The sequence below is a fragment of the Achromobacter sp. ACM04 genome (assembly GCF_014851465.1).
Classification (GTDB): Bacteria; Pseudomonadota; Gammaproteobacteria; order Burkholderiales; family Burkholderiaceae_B; genus Achromobacter; species Achromobacter aegrifaciens.
This window is the reverse complement of the sequence record NZ_JACUZS010000001.1, coordinates 2,069,781-2,087,614: the sequence shown is the minus strand read 5'-3', so window position 1 is coordinate 2,087,614 and position 17,834 is coordinate 2,069,781. Positions and strand designations below refer to the sequence as shown.

At 66.9% G+C, this 17,834-nt stretch carries 15 protein-coding genes; 6 read left to right on the top strand and 9 right to left on the bottom strand.

The window, feature by feature from the left end; genetic code table 11:
• Positions 1-78 precede the first annotated feature (78 nt).
• Entirely contained in the window at positions 79-1,029 is a 951-nt protein-coding gene (locus tag IB259_RS09705; RefSeq protein WP_054452656.1) for an adenosine deaminase, read from the bottom strand.
• Between the two features lie 58 nt (positions 1,030-1,087).
• The gene (locus IB259_RS09700) at positions 1,088-2,023 is read right to left on the bottom strand and encodes a LysR family transcriptional regulator (protein ID WP_192328660.1); all 936 of its coding nucleotides are present in this window, start codon (positions 2,021-2,023) and stop codon (positions 1,088-1,090) included.
• A 207-nt stretch (positions 2,024-2,230) separates the two neighbouring features.
• On the opposite strand from IB259_RS09700, the gene IB259_RS09695 reads away from it, so the two are divergent.
• The 5 genes from IB259_RS09695 (at position 2,231) to IB259_RS09670 (ending at position 7,357) form a co-directional block, all read left to right on the top strand.
• Complete coding sequence (locus tag IB259_RS09695) at positions 2,231-2,908, top strand: hypothetical protein (protein ID WP_082400867.1); 678 nt, start codon at positions 2,231-2,233, stop codon at positions 2,906-2,908.
• Positions 2,909-2,962: 54 nt separating this feature from the next.
• On the top strand, positions 2,963-4,348 hold the full coding sequence (locus IB259_RS09690; protein WP_225590297.1) for an MATE family efflux transporter: 1,386 nt from the start codon (positions 2,963-2,965) through the stop codon (positions 4,346-4,348).
• A gap of 415 nt (positions 4,349-4,763) precedes the next feature.
• Entirely contained in the window at positions 4,764-6,386 is a 1,623-nt protein-coding gene (locus IB259_RS09685; RefSeq protein ID WP_192328657.1) for a lytic murein transglycosylase, read from the top strand.
• A gap of 203 nt (positions 6,387-6,589) precedes the next feature.
• Complete coding sequence (locus IB259_RS09675) at positions 6,590-7,162, top strand: GNAT family N-acetyltransferase (protein WP_192328654.1); 573 nt, start codon at positions 6,590-6,592, stop codon at positions 7,160-7,162.
• A 9-nt stretch (positions 7,163-7,171) separates the two neighbouring features.
• Positions 7,172-7,357: an oxidoreductase-like domain-containing protein gene (locus tag IB259_RS09670; RefSeq protein ID WP_054452636.1), complete on the top strand. Its 186-nt coding sequence runs from the start codon at positions 7,172-7,174 to the stop codon at positions 7,355-7,357.
• Positions 7,358-7,380: 23 nt separating this feature from the next.
• Here the strand turns inward: IB259_RS09670 and IB259_RS09665 are convergent, their stop codons facing one another.
• The 7 genes from IB259_RS09665 to IB259_RS09635 all read right to left on the bottom strand — a co-directional run bounded on the left by IB259_RS09665 (position 7,381) and on the right by IB259_RS09635 (position 15,625).
• Complete coding sequence (locus IB259_RS09665) at positions 7,381-7,818, bottom strand: acetyltransferase (protein WP_054452633.1); 438 nt, start codon at positions 7,816-7,818, stop codon at positions 7,381-7,383.
• A gap of 63 nt (positions 7,819-7,881) precedes the next feature.
• Positions 7,882-9,621 carry a peptidase M14 gene (locus IB259_RS09660; RefSeq protein WP_175163983.1) on the bottom strand — a complete coding sequence of 580 codons (1,740 nt, stop codon included), beginning with the start codon at positions 9,619-9,621 and terminating at the stop codon, positions 7,882-7,884.
• A gap of 34 nt (positions 9,622-9,655) precedes the next feature.
• Positions 9,656-10,525, bottom strand: a complete 870-nt coding sequence (locus IB259_RS09655) for an ABC transporter permease (protein WP_118934718.1) — start codon at positions 10,523-10,525, stop codon at positions 9,656-9,658.
• Positions 10,526-10,530: 5 nt separating this feature from the next.
• Positions 10,531-11,454: an ABC transporter permease gene (locus IB259_RS09650; RefSeq protein WP_054452620.1), complete on the bottom strand. Its 924-nt coding sequence runs from the start codon at positions 11,452-11,454 to the stop codon at positions 10,531-10,533.
• 207 nt (positions 11,455-11,661) lie between these two features.
• Complete coding sequence (locus IB259_RS09645; protein ID WP_125472617.1) at positions 11,662-13,194, bottom strand: ABC transporter substrate-binding protein; 1,533 nt, start codon at positions 13,192-13,194, stop codon at positions 11,662-11,664.
• Positions 13,195-13,249: 55 nt separating this feature from the next.
• Positions 13,250-15,103: a dipeptide ABC transporter ATP-binding protein gene (locus tag IB259_RS09640; protein ID WP_225588763.1), complete on the bottom strand. Its 1,854-nt coding sequence runs from the start codon at positions 15,101-15,103 to the stop codon at positions 13,250-13,252.
• Positions 15,104-15,112: 9 nt separating this feature from the next.
• Positions 15,113-15,625, bottom strand: a complete 513-nt coding sequence (locus IB259_RS09635) for a winged helix DNA-binding protein (RefSeq protein ID WP_035360603.1) — start codon at positions 15,623-15,625, stop codon at positions 15,113-15,115.
• Positions 15,626-16,069: 444 nt separating this feature from the next.
• Between IB259_RS09635 and IB259_RS09630 the strand changes: the two genes are divergently transcribed.
• Positions 16,070-17,776, top strand: coding sequence for a ShlB/FhaC/HecB family hemolysin secretion/activation protein (locus tag IB259_RS09630; protein ID WP_192328651.1), 1,707 nt, complete (start codon positions 16,070-16,072; stop codon positions 17,774-17,776).
• Positions 17,777-17,834 lie beyond the last annotated feature (58 nt).

The following is a 17,834-nucleotide window of genomic DNA, read 5'->3' as shown; positions in this document are numbered from 1 at the left end:
GGAGGAATGGGCCGCGCCAGGCATGCAGGTTTTGAACATTGCCATGCGCAATCCGCATGGCTGGGGCCGGAGCGCCGGCTACTTGAGGATGCGCGCGTCCAGGCTGTTGTCCGCCAGGGCCTGGGCCTGCGCCCGCGACATGCCCAGATGCTCGTACAGCGCGTGGAAGTTCTCGTTGACGTAGCCGCCGAAATACGCGGGATCGTCGGAGTTGACGGTGACCTTCACGCCCGCGTCCAGCAGCGACAGGATGTTGTGGTCGCGCATGTGCTGGAACACGCGCAGCCGGGTGTTGGACAGCGGACAGACCGTCAGCGGGATCTGCTCGTCGATCAGGCGCGCAATCAATTTCGGGTCTTCGGCGGCGCGCACGCCGTGGTCGATGCGCAGCACCTTCAGCAGGTCCAGCGCTTCCCAGATGTATTCCGGCGGGCCTTCCTCGCCGGCGTGCGCAACGCCCGGCAGTCCCTCGGCGCGGGCGCGGTCGAACACGCGCTGGAACAGACGCGGCGGAAAGCCCATTTCGCTGCTGTCCAGGCCGACGGCGATGAACGCGTCGCGGTGGGGCAGGGCGGCTTCCAGCGTGCGCATGGCCTGCTCTTCGGGCAGATGGCGCAGAAAGCTCAGGATCAGTCCGCTGCTTACGCCCAGCTGCTTGCGGCCGTCTTCGAGGGCCTGGTTGATGCCGGTCAGCACTACGTCGAACGGCACGCCGCGATCGGTATGGGTCTGCGGGTCGAAGAACGGTTCGGTATGAACGACGTTCTGCTCGCGGCACTTGAGCAGATAGGCCCAGGTCAGGTCGTAGAAATCCTGCTCGGTGCGCAGCACGTCCGCGCCGCGGTAATAGAGGTCCAGGAATTCCTGGAGATTGCCGTAGTCGTAGGCCGCACGCAGGGACTCGATGTCCGGCCACGGCAGCGCGACGCCGTTGCGCTGCGCCAGCCGGAACAGCAGCTCGGGTTCGAGCGAACCTTCCAGGTGCAGGTGCAATTCGGCCTTGGGCAGTGCGTTGAGCCAGTCGTACATGGGTGCTCCGATCAAAAAGTGTTGCCTGTCCAGAATAACGCGCAACGCGCCGGCAGGCTCAGGCGGTCAATGCGACGGCGTCGGCCTGGATGGCGAGCTGGAGCTGGGCGGCGAAGGCGCGCGCCTGCCGCGTGCTGGGGCGGTCGCGGCGCCAGATGGCCGCCAGCGGCGACTTGCGCAGGACCGGCCGGTCGGCCAGGACCACCAGCTCGCCGCGCGCCTGCCGGATAGCGGCCACGCTGCCGGGCAGCATCCACAGATACAGGCCGTCCAGCAGCATTTCGCGGCCGAATTCCAGCGACAGGGCGCCGATCATATCCGGAATCGCCAGCCCCGCCTGGCGCAGCGACATTTCCAGTTCGCCGCGGATGCGGCTGCCGGGCAGGGCGGTGATCCAGGGATAGGCCACGTAGTCGGCCAGCGTGGCGCCGGGTTGGCCGGCCAGCGGATGATGCGTGGCGCAGGCCAGCACTACCGGATCTTCCAGCAGCGTGGTGGAGCGGTAGATCTGCGGATTGACGGTGGACGAGAAGCGGCTGATCAGCACGTCCAGCGCGCCGGCGTCCAGGTCCTCGATCAGCCGTTCATGCGTGCCGATTTCGATGGTGAGCGTGATGCGCGGATAAGCCTGGCGGTAGGCGCGCGCGGCCTCGGCCACCGGCCAGCCCGCGAACATCGAAAAACAGCCTACCGTCAGGCTGCCCTCGTCGCCGCGCGAGACCGCGGCGAGATCGATCTCGGCCTTGCGGAAGTCGGTGAGCAGCAGGCGGGCATGGCGGCACATGGTTTCGCCCAGCGGCGTGCAGGTGGTGCCGCGGGCGGTGCGTTCGAACAGCCGCGCGCCGACCAGCTCTTCGATCTCGGCGATGGCGCGCGACAGCCCCGACTGTGTGCTGTGCAATTGCGTGGCGGCCTTGGACAGGTTGCCCAATTCGGCGACGGTCAGCACGATTTCCAGATGCCGGATGCGGAGCTTGCCTCGGAACGGTGTCATGGCGCGGGTCGGAGGGGAGTAGCCGATTATTCTCTCCCGGCGCGCGCTTGGCAACGCGGTGCGGGATTCGGCCGGCCGGGATTCGGCCGGCCGGGATTCGGATATAGTTCGCGCCAGACCGATAGTCGGACGCGCGGCCTGGGCCAGCGCGGCGGCCGGCAAGAGCAGAGGGCAGGCATGAAGGCAGCGGTGTGCGGCGCGTGGAGAGTGAGCAGGCTTGCAGCGGCGGCGCTGGCTGCGCTGGCTTTGAGCGGCTGCGGCGCATCCCGGGTCGACGGGGTGTCGGTTGCCTGGCCTCCGTTTCGGGACGGGACGCTTGCGGCGCTGCCATCGGATCCGGCCGAATGCCCGGATCTGGCCGGCGTCTATCGGGCGCAAGGCGAGTTCGTGTCTGGCGACCGCGAGGCCGGCGCATCGATGGACCTGCGCAAGTTCCTGCAGTATCCCCTGGACCTTCCGGGCATGTCCGACAACCCGTTGCCGGAATGGCGTTCCGGACCCGAGGCCACTGTGGCTTTCACGGCCGCCGCGGACGGATGGGAGATATTGGCGCTGGACGGGCAGGGCGCGCGCGCCTTGGGCCGCCTGCCGCAGTTGAACGGCGAGCAGGATCCTGCCGCCCTGCCTGGCGCGGCCCAGCCTTCGAGGCCGGATGGCATCCGGCGCCTTGGCGGTTGCACGCAGGGCCGGCTGTGGATCAGCGTGCGGCACGACTGGCGCCAGTACGAGTCCATGGGTGTGCGGCGCCACGTGGCGCTGCTGCGGCCCGAGGCGGGAGGCCTGCTGGTGACGGTGGGCCGGGAATCCGACACCATCGGCCTGTTGCCCTGGTATTCGAATGAGGGCAGCGTGTACCAGTATTGGTTCGCGCCCGCGGGCCGCTGAACGCGGGCCTGGCAATTCACCGCGCGGTCTGACCGCGCTCCATCCACGAGCCTCATGACCTCTGAAAACCTGTCCTCCGCCGCATCCGACCCGCGCGCCCGCTTCGTCTCCGGGCCGATGGGCCCGCATGTGCTGGAAATGGTCCTGACCGGCTGGGCCAGCATGCTGGCCGTGTTCGCGGTGGAGTTCCTGTCGCTGCTGTACCTGGGCACGCTCAAGGACGAGGCGGTGCTGGGCGCGGTGGGCTTCGGATCGATGACGCAGTTCACCATCATCTCGGTCTGCATCGGCGTGAGCGTGGGCGGCACTGCCCTGGTGTCGCGCGCGCTGGGGGCGGGCGATGCGCCGCGCGCCCGCGCGCTGGCGGGCGCCTCGCTGGTGCTGATGGTTGCCGCCGCGCTCGTGTCCGGCGCGTTGTTCCTGGCCGTGATCGGCCCCTACACGGCAGCCATCGACCTGGCGGAGGACGTGCGCGCGCATCTGCTGTCCTACGTGCTCATCACGACCCCGTTCGCGGTCGTGATGGGCGTGGGCATGATGCTGTCCAACCTGTTGCGCGCCGCCGGCCATGGCCGCCAGTCCATGTGGGTGCTGCTGGCGGGGACGGCGGCGGTCGCGGCGCTGGACCCGCTGGTCATCTTCGTGCTGGACGGCGGCATGGAGGGCGTGGCCTGGGCCGGCGGCATGGGCCGCCTGGTCACGGTGGCGCTGGGCGCCTGGCTGGTGTTCGGCAAGCATCGCCTGGTGACTTGGCCCGCCGGCGCCGCGCTGCGCGCGCACCTGGCCGCAATTGGGCGGATCGCCTTGCCTGCCGCGCTGACCACGCTGGCCACGCCCGCGGCAGTCATCTTCACCCTGTCCACATACGCCGGCTTCGGCTCCAGCGTGATGGCGGGCGCCACCGTGGTGGACCGGGTGCTGCAACTGGCCTACGCGCTGTTCTTCGTACTGCCCGGCGCCATCGGACCCATCCTGGGGCAGAACCTGGGCGCAGGGCAATGGGACCGCGTACAGGAGACGGCGCGCGTGACCGCGCGCTGGTCCTTGACGTATGGCTTCGGCGTAGCGGTCCTGCTGGCCTTGCTGGCGCCCTGGATGCCGGATCTGTTCCAGGTGACCGGACCTGGGCGCGACCTGATCGTTTTTTTCTGCCGCTACGGCAGTTTCGCCTGGGCGCTCAACAGCCTGTACTTCGTCGCCGTCGCGGTGTTCAACAACCTGGGCTATGCCACGTACTCCACCGCCATCGGCTGGCTGCGCGCTACCGTGGGCACCTTGCCCTTCGTCTGGCTGGGCGCGCATTACGGCGGCCCGGAAGGCGTGTTGGCGGGGCAGACCGTGGGCTTTGCCCTGTTCAGCCTGATCGCCATGCTGCTGTGCCGGCGCGTGCTGCGCGCGCCGCCCGCGAGCGCGGCGGCGCAAGCGCGGCAGGCTGCCTAATGCACTGTTTTCGGATCCCCTTCATGGGTAGATGCCGTGAGCCGGTGACCGGGCGGAGGGATCCGAAGCGCAGCCCCACCGGGGCGAGCATCGGAATCCCGCAGTCCGGACGCCGGCGGCTCAAGAACCGTGCTTCCCAAAACCGAAGTGCGGGTGGCAGGGATTCGAGCTTGCGGATGTCAGAGTCCTTTAGCCGCCGAGGCCACCCTGCGCCATTCCGATGCTCGCCCCGGTGGGGCTGCGCTTCGGATGGCTCCGGGCAGCCTCGGCTGAGAGTCGTCTAGGGCGCCGCGAAGTCGCTTCCAGCCTGCAAGGCGTTTGGGCGGCAATGCGGGCGGGCCTGCCCAGGAGGCCGTTCGATTTTGACGGCCGGTCGCGGTACGATCCCGGCTGACTTCGATTTTTCAGGATTGCCATGCGTCAGCGTTCCGTACGCCTTCGAATCGACACCTTCTCCCGTGTGCTGCTGGCCGCGGCTTTTGCCGCCGCCGCAGCCGGCGCCGCTCAGGCGCAGGGGCCTGCTTCAGCCACTGGATCGCGCGCCCAGCCGTCGGTGCCGGTGCAGACCCTGCCGGCCCTGACGCCCAAACGCAGCTTCGACGACGCTCCCGCGCCAGCCGCCACCGCGCCGGCGGCTCCGGCCGATGACCGGGCCGGCCAGGTGTTGCCTCCCAGGTCGGCTGCGCCCGCGCCGGCAAGCTTGCCCGCGCCCGCGGCGGCTCCGGCCGCTGCCGTCCCGGCGGCGACCGCTGCGCCTGCCGCAACGGCTGCGCCGGCTGCCACCGCGGCGCCCGCCGCCACCGCCACCCCCGCGCCCACGGTCATCATCCCGACCGAACTCGACACCAAGGCCTGCATCGCCAAGCTGCGCAAGGGCGCCACGGCCAACGGCCTGACCGTGGCCGATTGGGACAAATACACCGCCAACGCCAAGCTGCTGCCCACCACGGTCGCATCGGCCAAGGGCCAGCCCGAGGGGCGCGAGGCCTGGTGGGACTACATCGCCAAGACCGTGGACGAAGAGCGCGTGCGCGACGGCCTGGGGGTGCTCGCCAAGTATGGTCCGCAACTGTCGGCCATCAGCCAGCAATACCAGGTGGATCCGGCCACGCTGGTCGCGATCTTCGGCATCGAGACCAACTACGGCCGCCAGGTCGGCAGGACCAATGTGCTGGACGCCTGGCTGACGCGCGCCTGCACCGAGAACAAGTCGCTGTGGGAAAAGAACGCCTACGCCTCGGTGCGCCTGCTGCGCGACGGCGTGGTGCCGGCGGACAGCTTCGTCGGTTCCTGGAGCGGCGCCTTCGGCATGACGCAGTTCATCCCGACCTCGTTCTATGAACTGGCCGCCGATGGCGACGGCAACGGCAAGATCGATCTCTACAACTCGCTGCCCGACGCGTTGGCGTCGACCGCCAATCACCTGCGCAAGCGCCGCGCCAAGTGGACGCACAGCCTGCCCGCCGTGATCGAAGTGCGTGTGCCGGCCGAGCTGGCCTCTGCCATTCCGGCCTCGCCCGAAGCCGAATACGTGGGCTCGCAGGACCGCCGCACGATAGCCCAGTGGGCCCAGGCCGGCGTGAAGCAGGGCAACGGCTCGGCCTTGAAGCTGGCGTCGGGCAACGAGGAGCAGGCCTATCTGTTCGCGCCCACGGGTTCTGCTGGCCCGGTGTTCCTGGCGACCGTGAATTTCGACGCCATCCTGCATTACAACCAGTCGCGCCGCTATGGCTTGGCGGTGTCGATGCTGCTCAATCGCCTGCAAGGCGGTCCGGATCTCGTCGCGGCCTGGCCCACGGACGACCCCGGCCTGTCGCGCGCGCAGATCAAGGAGCTCCAGGAGATGCTCTACGGCCTGGGCTATGACGTAGGCGTGGCCGACGGCATTCCGGGCAGCAAGACCCGCGATGCCGTGCGCGAAGAACAGGTCAAGCGCAAGCTGCCGGAAGACGGCCGCGTGGGCAAGCGCATCTACGACGCCATCAAGGCCACCTGGCCGCCCGCGGCGATCCAGGCTCGGCCGGCAGCCCAGCAATGACAGGGGCTTCCGGCACGCAGGGCTACGGTGAAAACGCCGCGGCCCTGGCGGACCAGTACGAGAGCATCGCGTTCGCGGACGTGCACCGCAGTTGAAAGCCACGCCCCGGGGCCGGCCTCGGCCCGGGGGATTCGTCCGTTGGACGATGGGCCGGCGGGCCGTCCGCCGGTATCATTTCCGTCACGCCATTCCTTCCGCCCGCCATGTCCGCCGCACTGCTCCCCGACACTTTCCAGACCGCCCGGCTGCAAGCCCGGCGCATGGACGAAACTGATTTTTCCTTCATTGCCGCGATGCATGCGGACGAGCGCCTCATGGCCACCATGGGAGGCACCCGGACGGACTCGGCCAGCCGCCGCTATCTGTTGCAGAACGTCGAGCATTGGGCCGAGCTGGGCTACGGCATGTATGTGCTGGCCGACCGCGCCAGCGGCGCGCTGGCGGGCCGCGCGGGCTTGAAGCGCACCCAGTCGCGGGGCTGCGACGAGGTCGAGGTCGCCTATGCCTTCCTCCCCGCGAGCTGGGGCATGGGATATGCCACCGAAATCGCCCAGGCGCTGCTGTCGTTGGGATTCGGGCGCTTGCCGGTCGAGGCGCTGTCGGCCGTGGCGCTGGAAGAGAATGCCGCGTCCTGCCGGGTGCTGGAAAAATGCGGCATGCGCCAGATCGGGGGCGCGGGAGCGGGCGGCGCTGGCAAGCGTCGCTACGAAATCCGCCGCGCCGAATGGCCGCTGCCAGAGGCGGACGCGGCGGCTGGCGCCGGGCTTCGGCGCTAAGATTCGGGTATGAGCACCAAGCAGATCCCCGACGACGACCCGCAACCCGTTCCGCCCGTCGCGCCCGAACCCGAAGAGTGTTGCAACAGCGGCTGCATCCCCTGTGTCTATGACACCTACAACGAAGCCATGGACGATTACCGGGAAGCGCTGAAAGCCTGGCGGGCCAGGCATCCGGAGCAATCCAAAGGCTAGGCGCCTGGCGCGGCGGGCAGGCGTCAGCCCGCCAGCTTCATGTGGATGATGGGACGAGGGCGACCCGCGTCGTCGTGCTCCGAGCGGCCCACGTCCTCGAACCCGTAGTGCTTGTAGAAGCCATGGGCCTGGGGATTCTGTTCGTTCACGTCCACCACCAGGGTGCCGTGCAGCGAGCGCGCGAAGTTCAGCAGGCGCCGGCCCGCTCCCTTGCCACGCTTGTTGGCATCCACGAACAGCATTTGGACCTTGTTGCCGTTCAGGCCCATGAAGCCAGCGACTTCGCCGGCATCGTCCTCACAGACCCAGACCCGTACCGAAGGCAGGTCGGTGTTGAGCACCTGCGGGTACATGGCCTGGATTTCCTTTTCCGTCAGGAACGTGTGGGTGGCGCGTACCGAACGGAGCCAGATGTCCACCAGGGCCAGGTCATCGCCGTGGTTGCGTTCTCGGATATTCATTTTTCTAATGGTTTTACAGGTCGGGTGCCGGCGCGGTCCTTGGCTACGCCGGTCTTTTTGCCGCTAGAGCCCTGCGCGGTAGAGCTCGGTCGCCGCCAGGACGGTTTCCATCTGCACAGTATGCGCGAAAACGAAGCGGTCGCCGTAGACGGTTTCATCCGGAAACTCGGAAATCAACGCCATGGGCAGGTCCTCGCGGTCGCTTTCGCTGATCTGCACCGGGATGCCGTTCAGCACGTCGAATCCGGTTTCGAGCGCGTGCGCCTGGAATAGTTCAAGTTGTCGCGCATTGAACTCGACCAGGCCGGGAACGGTGCGGGCCAGCCTGGCGGTAACGCCCTCGATCAGGCGGCGGGCGCGGTCGCCCCAGCCCGGGTGATGGCGTAGCACCAGGAAGAAGCCCTTGGGGATGGTCCACAGCTCGAAATGGCGAGGCAGGTAGCCGGACAGCGGCCGGGTCCATTCATGGGCGGGATAGCCGTGCAGGTTGATGTGCAGCTGCGCGCCGCTGATCGCATGCGCCTGGTGGCGGCCTTCGCGTTCGAAGAACGGGGCGCGCTCGCGGTAGGCGATGTCGTCGCCCAGCGCGCTGTAGCGCGAGGCGTGCAGCATGTGGCGCGGGTGGTGCGCGCGCAGGCGGTTGAACAGCGCGTAGCCATCGGGATTTTCGGCGGCGATCAGGGCGAAGTGCGCGTCGCCGCGCTCGGCCAGCGTTTGCGCCGCGCGCAGGGCGCCGACGACGCCAGAGGTTTCGTTGGCGTGCTGCGCGCCCGAAATGAAGACCGCGGGACCGGGGCCGCGCAGGTAGGTGCCCAGCACCGGACGGCCCTGGCGCGATACGGCCTGGAAGGAGTCTCCGCCGAACGCCGCCATGCAGCTGGCGATCTGGCCTGCCGACAGCGGTTCGCGGGCCTGGGCCAGCGGTGCAGCCAGCGGCGCGGGCGCAACGGGCGCCAGGGCGCCGAAATGCTCCAGCGAGATCTGTACGCGCGCCGCGCCGTCGTGGCGGCGGATGTCGGGAATGATCTGGCCGGGTTGCAGGCCGCGGTCGCCGGACGGGCGGCCCGAGTGTTTCTGGAAATGTTCCAGCAGCGAAAAATAGATGTCTTCGTGCAGCGCCTCGAAGGTGCTGACGATTTCCTCGTCCACCGGCAGGGCGAAGTCGATGCCCGGCAGATCCACGCGGATTTCCAGGCGTTCGAAATAGGGCTCGTGCGCGCCCCAGGCATGGTTGCGCACCGTGTCCAAGATGGCGCGGAACGCCTGCTGGTATTCGGTGGCCTGGGCGGCATCGGTCTGAAGCGCGCCTTCGGCGTCGCGCACGCGCAGCCAGCCGGTGGGCGACAGTTCGGGCGTGCCGTCCTGGGCGTACCCGACCTGGTTGGGCGCATAGACGCGGGTATCGAGCTCGCGGCCATCGGCGTAGCGCAGGCTGACGTCATAGTGCAGGTCATCGGCGCCGGGCTGCATGGCGACGTCCACGCCTTGCAGCAGCGCGATGAGCGGGTAGGCTTCCAGCGTGAAGCGCTTGGCCTGTGCATGTTCGTGCAGCGGATAGCGCACCACGACGGACGCCAGCCCTTCGCGCTCGACCTCTTCCAGGAAGTAGTGCAGCAGCGGCTTGTAGGCGCTGCGAAAGCGCGCCGTGACGCCGGCTTGCGCCAGGCGTTCCTGGGCCGCGCGGCGCGCTTCCACGCCTTCGAACAGCCAGCCTTCCACGACCGCGCCGCGCCAGGCCGGCGCCATGTAGGCGTGGGTCCAGGCGTCCAGCGTGCGGTCGAATGTTTTTTCCAGCAAAGACATACTCGATATTCCTTTCAGGCGGACCGGGGCGGCTTCAGACCTTGCCGGTCGGATCCAGGCGGTCGCGCAGCCAGTCGCCCAGCAGGTTCAGGCCCAGCACCGTCAGCATGATGGCCAGGCCCGGGAAGACGCTGACCCACCAGGCCGTCTGCATATACGTGCGGCCGTCGGCAAGCATACCGCCCCAGCTCGGGATCATGGGGTCCACGCCCAGGCCCAGGAAGGTCAGGCTGCTTTCCAGCAGGATGTTGTTGGCGACGTTCAGCGTCATCAGGATGACCAGCGGACCCAGCAGATTGGGCACGATGTGGTGGCGGATCATGGCCAGGTCGCGCACGCCGAAGGCGCGGGCGGCCAGCACGAACTCACGCTCGCGCAGGGCCAGGACCTGGGCGCGCACCAGGCGCGCGTATTGCACCCACTGCGACACGATCATGAAGAAGATGACGTTGAACAGCCCGCCGCCCAGGATGGCGATGAAGGTGATGGCCACCAGGATGAACGGCAGCGCCAGCTGCACGTCGGCAAAGCGCATGACGATCATGTCCCAGAAGCCGCGGTAGTAGCCGGCGATCAGGCCCATGACGATGCCCAGCAGCGCGCCGCCGACGACCGAGGCGAAGCCCACCGTCAGCGAGATCTTGCCGCCGACGATGACGCGGGCCAGCACGTCGCGGCCCAGCGGGTCGGTGCCGAAGGGGTGGGCCGCAGAGGTAAAGGGAGCCATCAGGCGGGCGGCCAGGTCCATGGCTTCGCCGCCGTCGGGAAACAGCCAGCCGGAGGTCAGCACCAGCACGATCATGGTGCCAGTCAGCAGCGCGCCCAGCACGAATTCCAGCGAGCGGTAGCGGCTGCGGGGCTTGGCCGCCTTGGGAGCGGCGGCGGTGGGGGTAGTAGTCTGCATAAGGCTCAGCGCGTGCGGATGCGGGGGTCGACGATGCCGTAGGCGATGTCGACGATCAGGTTGACCAGGACGATGACGGAGGCCAGCACGGTGACCGTGCCCTGCAGCACCGGGTAGTCGCGGCCGGAGATGGCGTCGAACGCCAGCGTGCCCAGGCCGGGCCAGTTGAAGACCATTTCAATGACCACGATGCCGCCGATCAGGCCGCCGAACTGCAGGCCCAGGTAGGTGATGAGCGGAATCGCACAGTTGCGCAGCGCGTGCTTGTACAGCACCACGCGTTCCTTCAGGCCCTTGCTGCGCGCCACCATGATGTATTGCGCCGACAGCGTTTCCAGCATGGTGGTGCGCACCAGGCGGATATTGGTGGCGCTGAGGATGATGGCCATCGTCAGCGACGGCAGCACCAGGCTGGCCGGCCCGCTCCAGCCGGACGGCGGCAACAGCGGGAAGGTGATCGACAGCAGCAGCACCAGCATCAGCGCCAGCCAGAAGTTGGGAAAGGACAGCCCCACCAGCGACAGGATGCGGATCGCCTGGTCCGTGGTCTTGCCGCGCTTGATCGCGGCCTGGATGCCCAGCGGCAGCGAGATCAGGATCGACGCCAGCAGCGAGGTGAACGCCAGCATCAGCGTGGCGGGCAACGCATCGCCGATCAGCTTGGCGACCGACGTGCCACCCATGAAGCTGCGGCCGAAATCGCCATGCAGCAGCCCCTGCATATAGGACAGGTACTGCTCGTAGAAGGGACGGTTCAGCCCCAGCGCCTGGCGGATATTGGCCAGGTCCTGCTCGGTGACGCTGCCCGAGCCCTGGCTGAGCATCAGCGCAGGGTCGCCGGTCAGGCGCACGGCATAGGAGACGAGCAGTGTCACCGCGACAATCACGAAGACGGCCTGCAACACGCGTTTGATGAGAAATCCGGTCATAAATCGCCGTCCCGGCTTGCGCCGGAACGGGTCGGTAAGGTTAATGCCTCAAGGCAGCGCCAAAAGCATTCCAAAAAAGTGCCGGTTGTTCATAGCGTCATCACGCCAATAGCAACCGGTCCTCCCCAAGCGGGATGCCGCGGAGCCGGCTTTGCCGGTCCGCAGGCATGCCCCCTGGGGGGAAGCGCGCAGCGCTTCGGGGGGGCGTCAGTCCACAGAGGCGTTCAGGAACCGGAAGCGGATGTCGCCCGGAACCTCCAGATCCTTCACGCGCTTGTTCACCCCGACGATCGTGTTCAGGCTGTACAGCGGCATTTCCAGCGCCTGATCGGCCACGTAGCCGGCGATCTCCTGCAGCATGGCTTCGCGCTTCTTCACGTCATAGACCGTGCGCTGCGCTTCCAGCATGCCGTTGAGCTTGGCGTCGTTGTCGTACGGGTTCCACTTCTGGCCCGTGTGGTACATCAGGTAGGCCGTGTTGTCGTAGTCGTAGGTCCAGCCGCCCCACTGGTTCTGCCACATTTCGCCGGTCTTGCCGCCGGGGATGATGTCGTTGAGCAGCACGCCGGTTTCATACGGCTTGATCGTGGCGCGCACGCCCACGCCTTGCAGATAGCCCGACACGGCCTGGGCCACTTCGCGGAAGTTCGAATCGCTGCCGCGGACGTCGATCTGCACGGTGGCGCCAGGCTTCACGCCGGCGGCGGCCAGCAGCTTCTTGGCTTCGGCGGGGTTGAAGGGCAGGGGCTTCTGCTCGGGGTTGTAGCCGAAGGACTGCGGACCCTGGAAGCTGGCGATGGTCTTGGCCTGGCCCAGCAGCAGTTGCTTGACGATGGCGTCGCGGTCCACGGCCATGATCAGCGCGCGGCGCACGTCGCGGTTCTGCGTGATGCCGCTCTTGGTGTTGTAGCGCAGCGCGAAAGCGACCGGGCCGCCGGTGGAGATGACATCGGCGTTGCCGGACTTCTTCACGGTTTCGATCAGGCCCAGCGGGATCAGGGTGGCGACGTCGATGCGGCCAGCCTGCAGCTCGGCGACTTGCGTGCCCGGCTCGCCGATGAAGCGGTAGACCACCTTGTCCAGCTTAGGCTTGCCGCCCCAGTAGTCGTCATTGCGCGCCAGCGTCACGTTGACCTTGGGCTGGTAGCTTTCGAACTTGAACGGGCCGGTGCCGACCGGGTTGGTGTTGAAGTTGTCTTCGCCCTTTTCCTTGATGTACTTGGGCGGCACGATCATGGCGCCATAGCCGGCCAGCTTGGTCAGCAGGACCGGATCGGGCTGCTTCAGGATGAAGTCCACGGTGTATTCGTCCACCACCTTGATCTCGCCGATCGAGTCGTAGTTGGACTTCTGCGGACCCTTGGCGCCTTCCGCGCCCAAGAGGCGCTCGAAGGTGAACTTCACGGCTTCGGCGTTGAAGGGTTCGCCGTTGTGGAACTTGACGCCTTCGCGCAGCTTGAAGCGCAGGCGCTTGTTGTCGTCCAGGTATTCCCAGCTGGTGGCCAGCCCCGGCTGCAGCTTCAGGTCGGCGCCGCGCATGGTCAGGCCGTCATACAGGTTGCTGCCCACCGAACCCCAGAAGGTCACGAAGGTGTCGATCGGGTCCCAGCTGCCCGGGTCCTGGTTGATGGCGACATTGAGCGTGCCGGCGGCGTGAGCGGTCGTGAAGACTGCGGGCAGCGCGCCGCCCAGCGCCAGAGCCAGGGCGGTGGCGGTGTAGGTTTTGCGTAGGGAGAGCATGTTCAACTCCAGGAACGGGAAGCCGGACGGACCGACGTGAAAAAGGATATGCGGCTCAAGCCGCGCGGGCCACCTGGTGGCCGGGCGCGAATTCAACCAGGGGAATGATGGCGGGTTCGTCGCCGACGCGCCGTACCGGGCTGGGAATCTCGCCTTCGATCAGCGAGGTGTCGATGTGGCGGCCGGGCTCGGCCACCGGCACGGCGGCCAGCAGCTTCTTCGTGTACGCGTGTTGCGGCGATTCGAAAATCTGGCGGCGGGTGCCGAGTTCGACGATCTGGCCCAGGTACAGGACCGCGACGCGATGGCTGACTTTCTCCACCACCGCCATGTCGTGCGTGATGAACAGATAGGACAGGCCGCGGTCCTTTTGCAGGTCCATCAGCAGGTTCAGGATCTGCGCCTGGATCGACACGTCCAGCGCCGACACGGATTCGTCCGCAATGATCAGTTTGGGATTGCTGGCCAGTGCGCGCGCAATGCAAACGCGCTGGCGCTGCCCGCCCGAAAATTCATGTGGGTAGCGCTTGGCGTGTTCGGGCTTCAGGCCGACCTGCTCCAGTAGTTCGCCGATGCGGCGGGCAATGGCGTCTTCGCTGGTCAACAGGCCGTGCGTGCGGATCGGTTCCGCGATGCTGAACGCCACCGTCTTGCGCGGATCCAGCGAGGCGTAGGGATCCTGGAAGATGTACTGGATCTCCTGGCGCAGGCGTTGGCGGCCGGCGCTGTCCATCGAGAAAATGTCCTGGCCGTTGTAGCGCACGGCGCCCGAGGTCGGTGCCACCAGCTGCTGCAAGGTCTTGCCGATGGTGGACTTGCCGCTGCCGGACTCGCCCACCAGCGCCAGCGTTTCGCCAGGGTAGACGTCGAAGCTCACTTCCTCGACGGCGTGCACGCGGTGCGTGACCCGGCCGAAGAAGTTGTGGCCCACGTCGAAGCGGGTGGTCAGTTTTTCCACGCGCAACACGGGCTCGTCGTAGCGCGCGGTGTCCTGCTCGCGCGTCTCGCCCACTTCGCGCAGCGTGTCGCCTTCCAGCACGGTCTGCGGCGTGCGCAGCGGCAGGTCGCGGCCCGTCAGGCTGCCCAGGCGCGGCACCGCCGCCAGCAACGCGCGGGTGTAGGGATGCTTGGGCGTGTTGAAGATCTCGTCCACGGTGCCTTGCTCGACCTTCTTGCCGCGCAGCATCACCACCACGTCGTCGGCCATTTCCGCGACCACGCCCATGTCATGGGTGATGAAGATCACTGCGGTGCCCAGGTCGCGCTGCAGTTCGCGGACGGTGTTCAGGATCTGCGCCTGGATGGTGACGTCCAGGGCCGTGGTCGGCTCGTCGGCGATCAGCAGGCGCGGCTGGCACGACAGCGCCATCGCGATCATCACGCGCTGGCGCATGCCGCCCGACAGCTGGTGCGGGTAGCGGTCCAGCATCTGTTCGGCGTCCGGCAGGCGCACCTTCTCCAGCAGTTTGCGCGCCGCCTGGCGCGCGGCCGAGCGCGACAGCTGCTGGTGCAGCATGATGGCCTCGACGATCTGGTCGCCGACGGTGAACACCGGGTTCAGCGAAGTCATCGGCTCCTGGAAGATCATCGCGATGTCGTTGCCGCGGATGGCGCGCATGTCTTCGTCGGAAGCCGCGGTCAGGTCGATCTCGCGGTCGGCGCTGTCGCGGAACAGGATCTGTCCCGTGGCGATGCGCCCGTTGGTGTAGTCCGTCAGGCGCATGATGGCCATGGACGTGACCGACTTGCCCGAGCCCGATTCGCCGACGATGGCCAGCGTCCTGCCGGGGCGCACCTCGAAATCCAGGTTGTCGACGGCGCGGAACACGCCGTTTTCGGTATTGAAGTCGACCGACACGCCGCGCACGGACAGCAGCGGGGCGGAAGTAGATGCGGTGGTGCTAGACAACTTGGATTCTCACAGGGAGGTGGCGGCGCGGGCGGCCTGGTCGTACAGGCCCGAGAGGGCGCGCAGAGTGTTGGCCAGTTGATGGCTGGCGTCGTCCGCCGCGGGGGAGTCGATGAAGGGTTTGACGAGGCATTGCTCGCGCACTTCGGCGTAGCGCTGGATGGCGGCCGCGCCGGCGTCGGTCGCCGTGTAGATCACTTCCTTGCCCGTCTTGGCGCTTTGCACCACGCCCAGGCGCTCGAGTTTCTTCAACGAGTAGTTCACCAGATGGGTGTCCTCGACGTTGAGCGTGAAGCAGATGTCCGCCAGCTTCTTGCCCCGGCCGCGGTGGAACACGTGGTTGAGCACCAGGATGTCCAGCGAGGTCAGCTCTGGCAGTCCCGCACAGGCCATGCAGCGCACCATCCAGCGGTTGAACGCGTGCGAGGCGATGATCAGGCCGAATTCGACTTCGGAAAGCTCGGGGGCTGAAGAGGCCAGATGGGAGGAGGAAACAATGGCGTCCCGGACGGATACAGGCATGGGCTGGGAGGGGAAGGGGACGGATCGGCGATAAAACGTTGGCGAATTATTGACGATTTGTTGATATGTCCGTATCGGGGATAACCCGCGTGCAACCAGCTGGTCCCAGGCTCTACCGCCGGTTTTCAGACTCGCCCTATTTATTCGCTGCACCTCTCCACGTAAAAGATTCCGCAGGCTCGCTTGCTCCGAGTCACTTGCGGTTTGTTTCACATCAAATCGTCCTTGCTGTAGAGATGATAGTTCCGAGATGCGGAACTATGGTCTTTGTGCACCAATTGCCTGTTCTTTATCCGCTAAGTTCAACTAAGTACGCTAATTTTTGAATTTATACATTCGGATATCTATTGTTATTAATTGTGTTTTAAGGCAAACTCGAAAAACATTTAGTTTCACACAGAGATAACAAGGAGCGCCGCGCACGTCCGCAGGCGCCATACCGGCATGAATCACTATTGGCGCCTGCGCATGGCCGCGGGCATGTTGGCGGCTGGCTTTTTCCCGGCTGGATCCGGTGCGCAGCCGCTGCCCGAAGCAGCGGTGCGCGCCACCGAAATCGAACGTCGCCAAGAACAGGAACTTGGAGCGCAGCGCGCCCGAGCGGCCGAACGGCCGGACGTGCTGTCGCCCGCCGCGCCCACCGCCGGCGGCCTGGTCCTGCCGGTCGAAACGCCTTGCTTCGCCCTGAAGGAAGTCGTCTGGGACGGAGCGCAGCCCGCTGAATCGCTGGCGCGCGCAGCCGATGCCGTCGTTGGCCATTGCGTGGGCGGCCTGGGGTTGCGGGCCTTGCAGGAACATCTGATCGGCCTGCTGATCGATCGCGGACTCGTCACGGCGCGGGTGGTCGTGCCGGAACAATCCCTGGCCGCGGGCACGCTGACGCTGCGCTACCTGCCGGGCCGCATATCCGCCGTCAAAGGCGAGGGTGCCATCGGCTGGTGGCGCACGGCCTTGCCCACGGGGCCGGGCGGCGAAGTGAACCAGCGCGACCTGGACCAGGCGCTGGAAAACATTCGCAGGCTGGGCAGCCAGGCCGATGCGTCCATCGACGTCGCGCCCGGGCCGGAGCTGGGCGATTCCGACATCCTCATCCGTCCCGGCACCGGCAAGCGCTGGCATGGATACATCGGCGGCGACAACGCCGGCATGGACGCCATCGGCAAGTACCAGGTCAACGCCGGCCTGACCCTGGACTCGCCCCTGTTCCTGTACGACCAGCTGTCGGTGTCGTGGAACAGCAATGCGCGCTGGCGTGACGCCGAGTCGAACACGCGCGCCGCCTCGCTGAACTACAGCATTCCCTTCGGCTACTGGACCTTCTTTGCCGGCGCCAGCAAATCTACCTACCGCCAGACCGTGGCCGGCTTCGATGAACCCATCATCTACGGCGGCACGACCAAGCAGGTGCAGGCAGGCGTCTCGGTGGTGCCGTATCGCAGCGCCACCTACAAGGGCACGGCATCGCTGACCCTGCTGCGCAAGCGCACCACCAGCACGCTCAACGACGTGGACATCGAGGTGCAGCGGCGCGACGTCACCGGCTACGAGTTCAACCTGGGGCATCGCCACTATCTGGGCCGCGCAGCGCTGGACGTCGGCGGCGGCGTGCGCGGCACGCTGACCGGGCTGTCCGACCAGCCGGGCTACGTCTATGGCGATCCGGATTGGAACGGCCGCAGCACCATACTTTCGGCCAATGCGGGCCTGTATCTGCCGTTCGAACTGGCGGAGCAGCCCTTGGCCTACCAGCTGAATTGGCAGATCCAGCACGCCAAGACGCCCATCGTGCCGTCCGACTACTTCACCATCGGCAACCGCTATGCGGTGCGGGGTTTCGACGGGCAGATGACGCTGGCCGCCGAGGACGGCTGGACCTTGCGCAACGACTTGTCGCTGGGCCTGGACAAGCTGCTGCGCGTGCCCGGCCACCAGTTGTACACGGGCCTGGACGTGGGCCGGGTGGGCGGTCCGTCGGCGGCGTCGCTATCCGGCCGCACGCTGGTCGGCGCCGTGGCCGGGCTGCGTGGACGGCTCGCCATGCCCTATGTCAATGCCAGCTATGACCTGTCTGCCGGCTGGCCGCTGAAAAAGCCCGAGTCCCTGAAAACCGCTTCGACCATGTTCGCGGCGGTGCTGATGTTCGAGTTCTGATCCGGCGGCCTTGCGCCGCGAAACCGCAGTCCATCCTTAGTCCAACCGGATACGCATG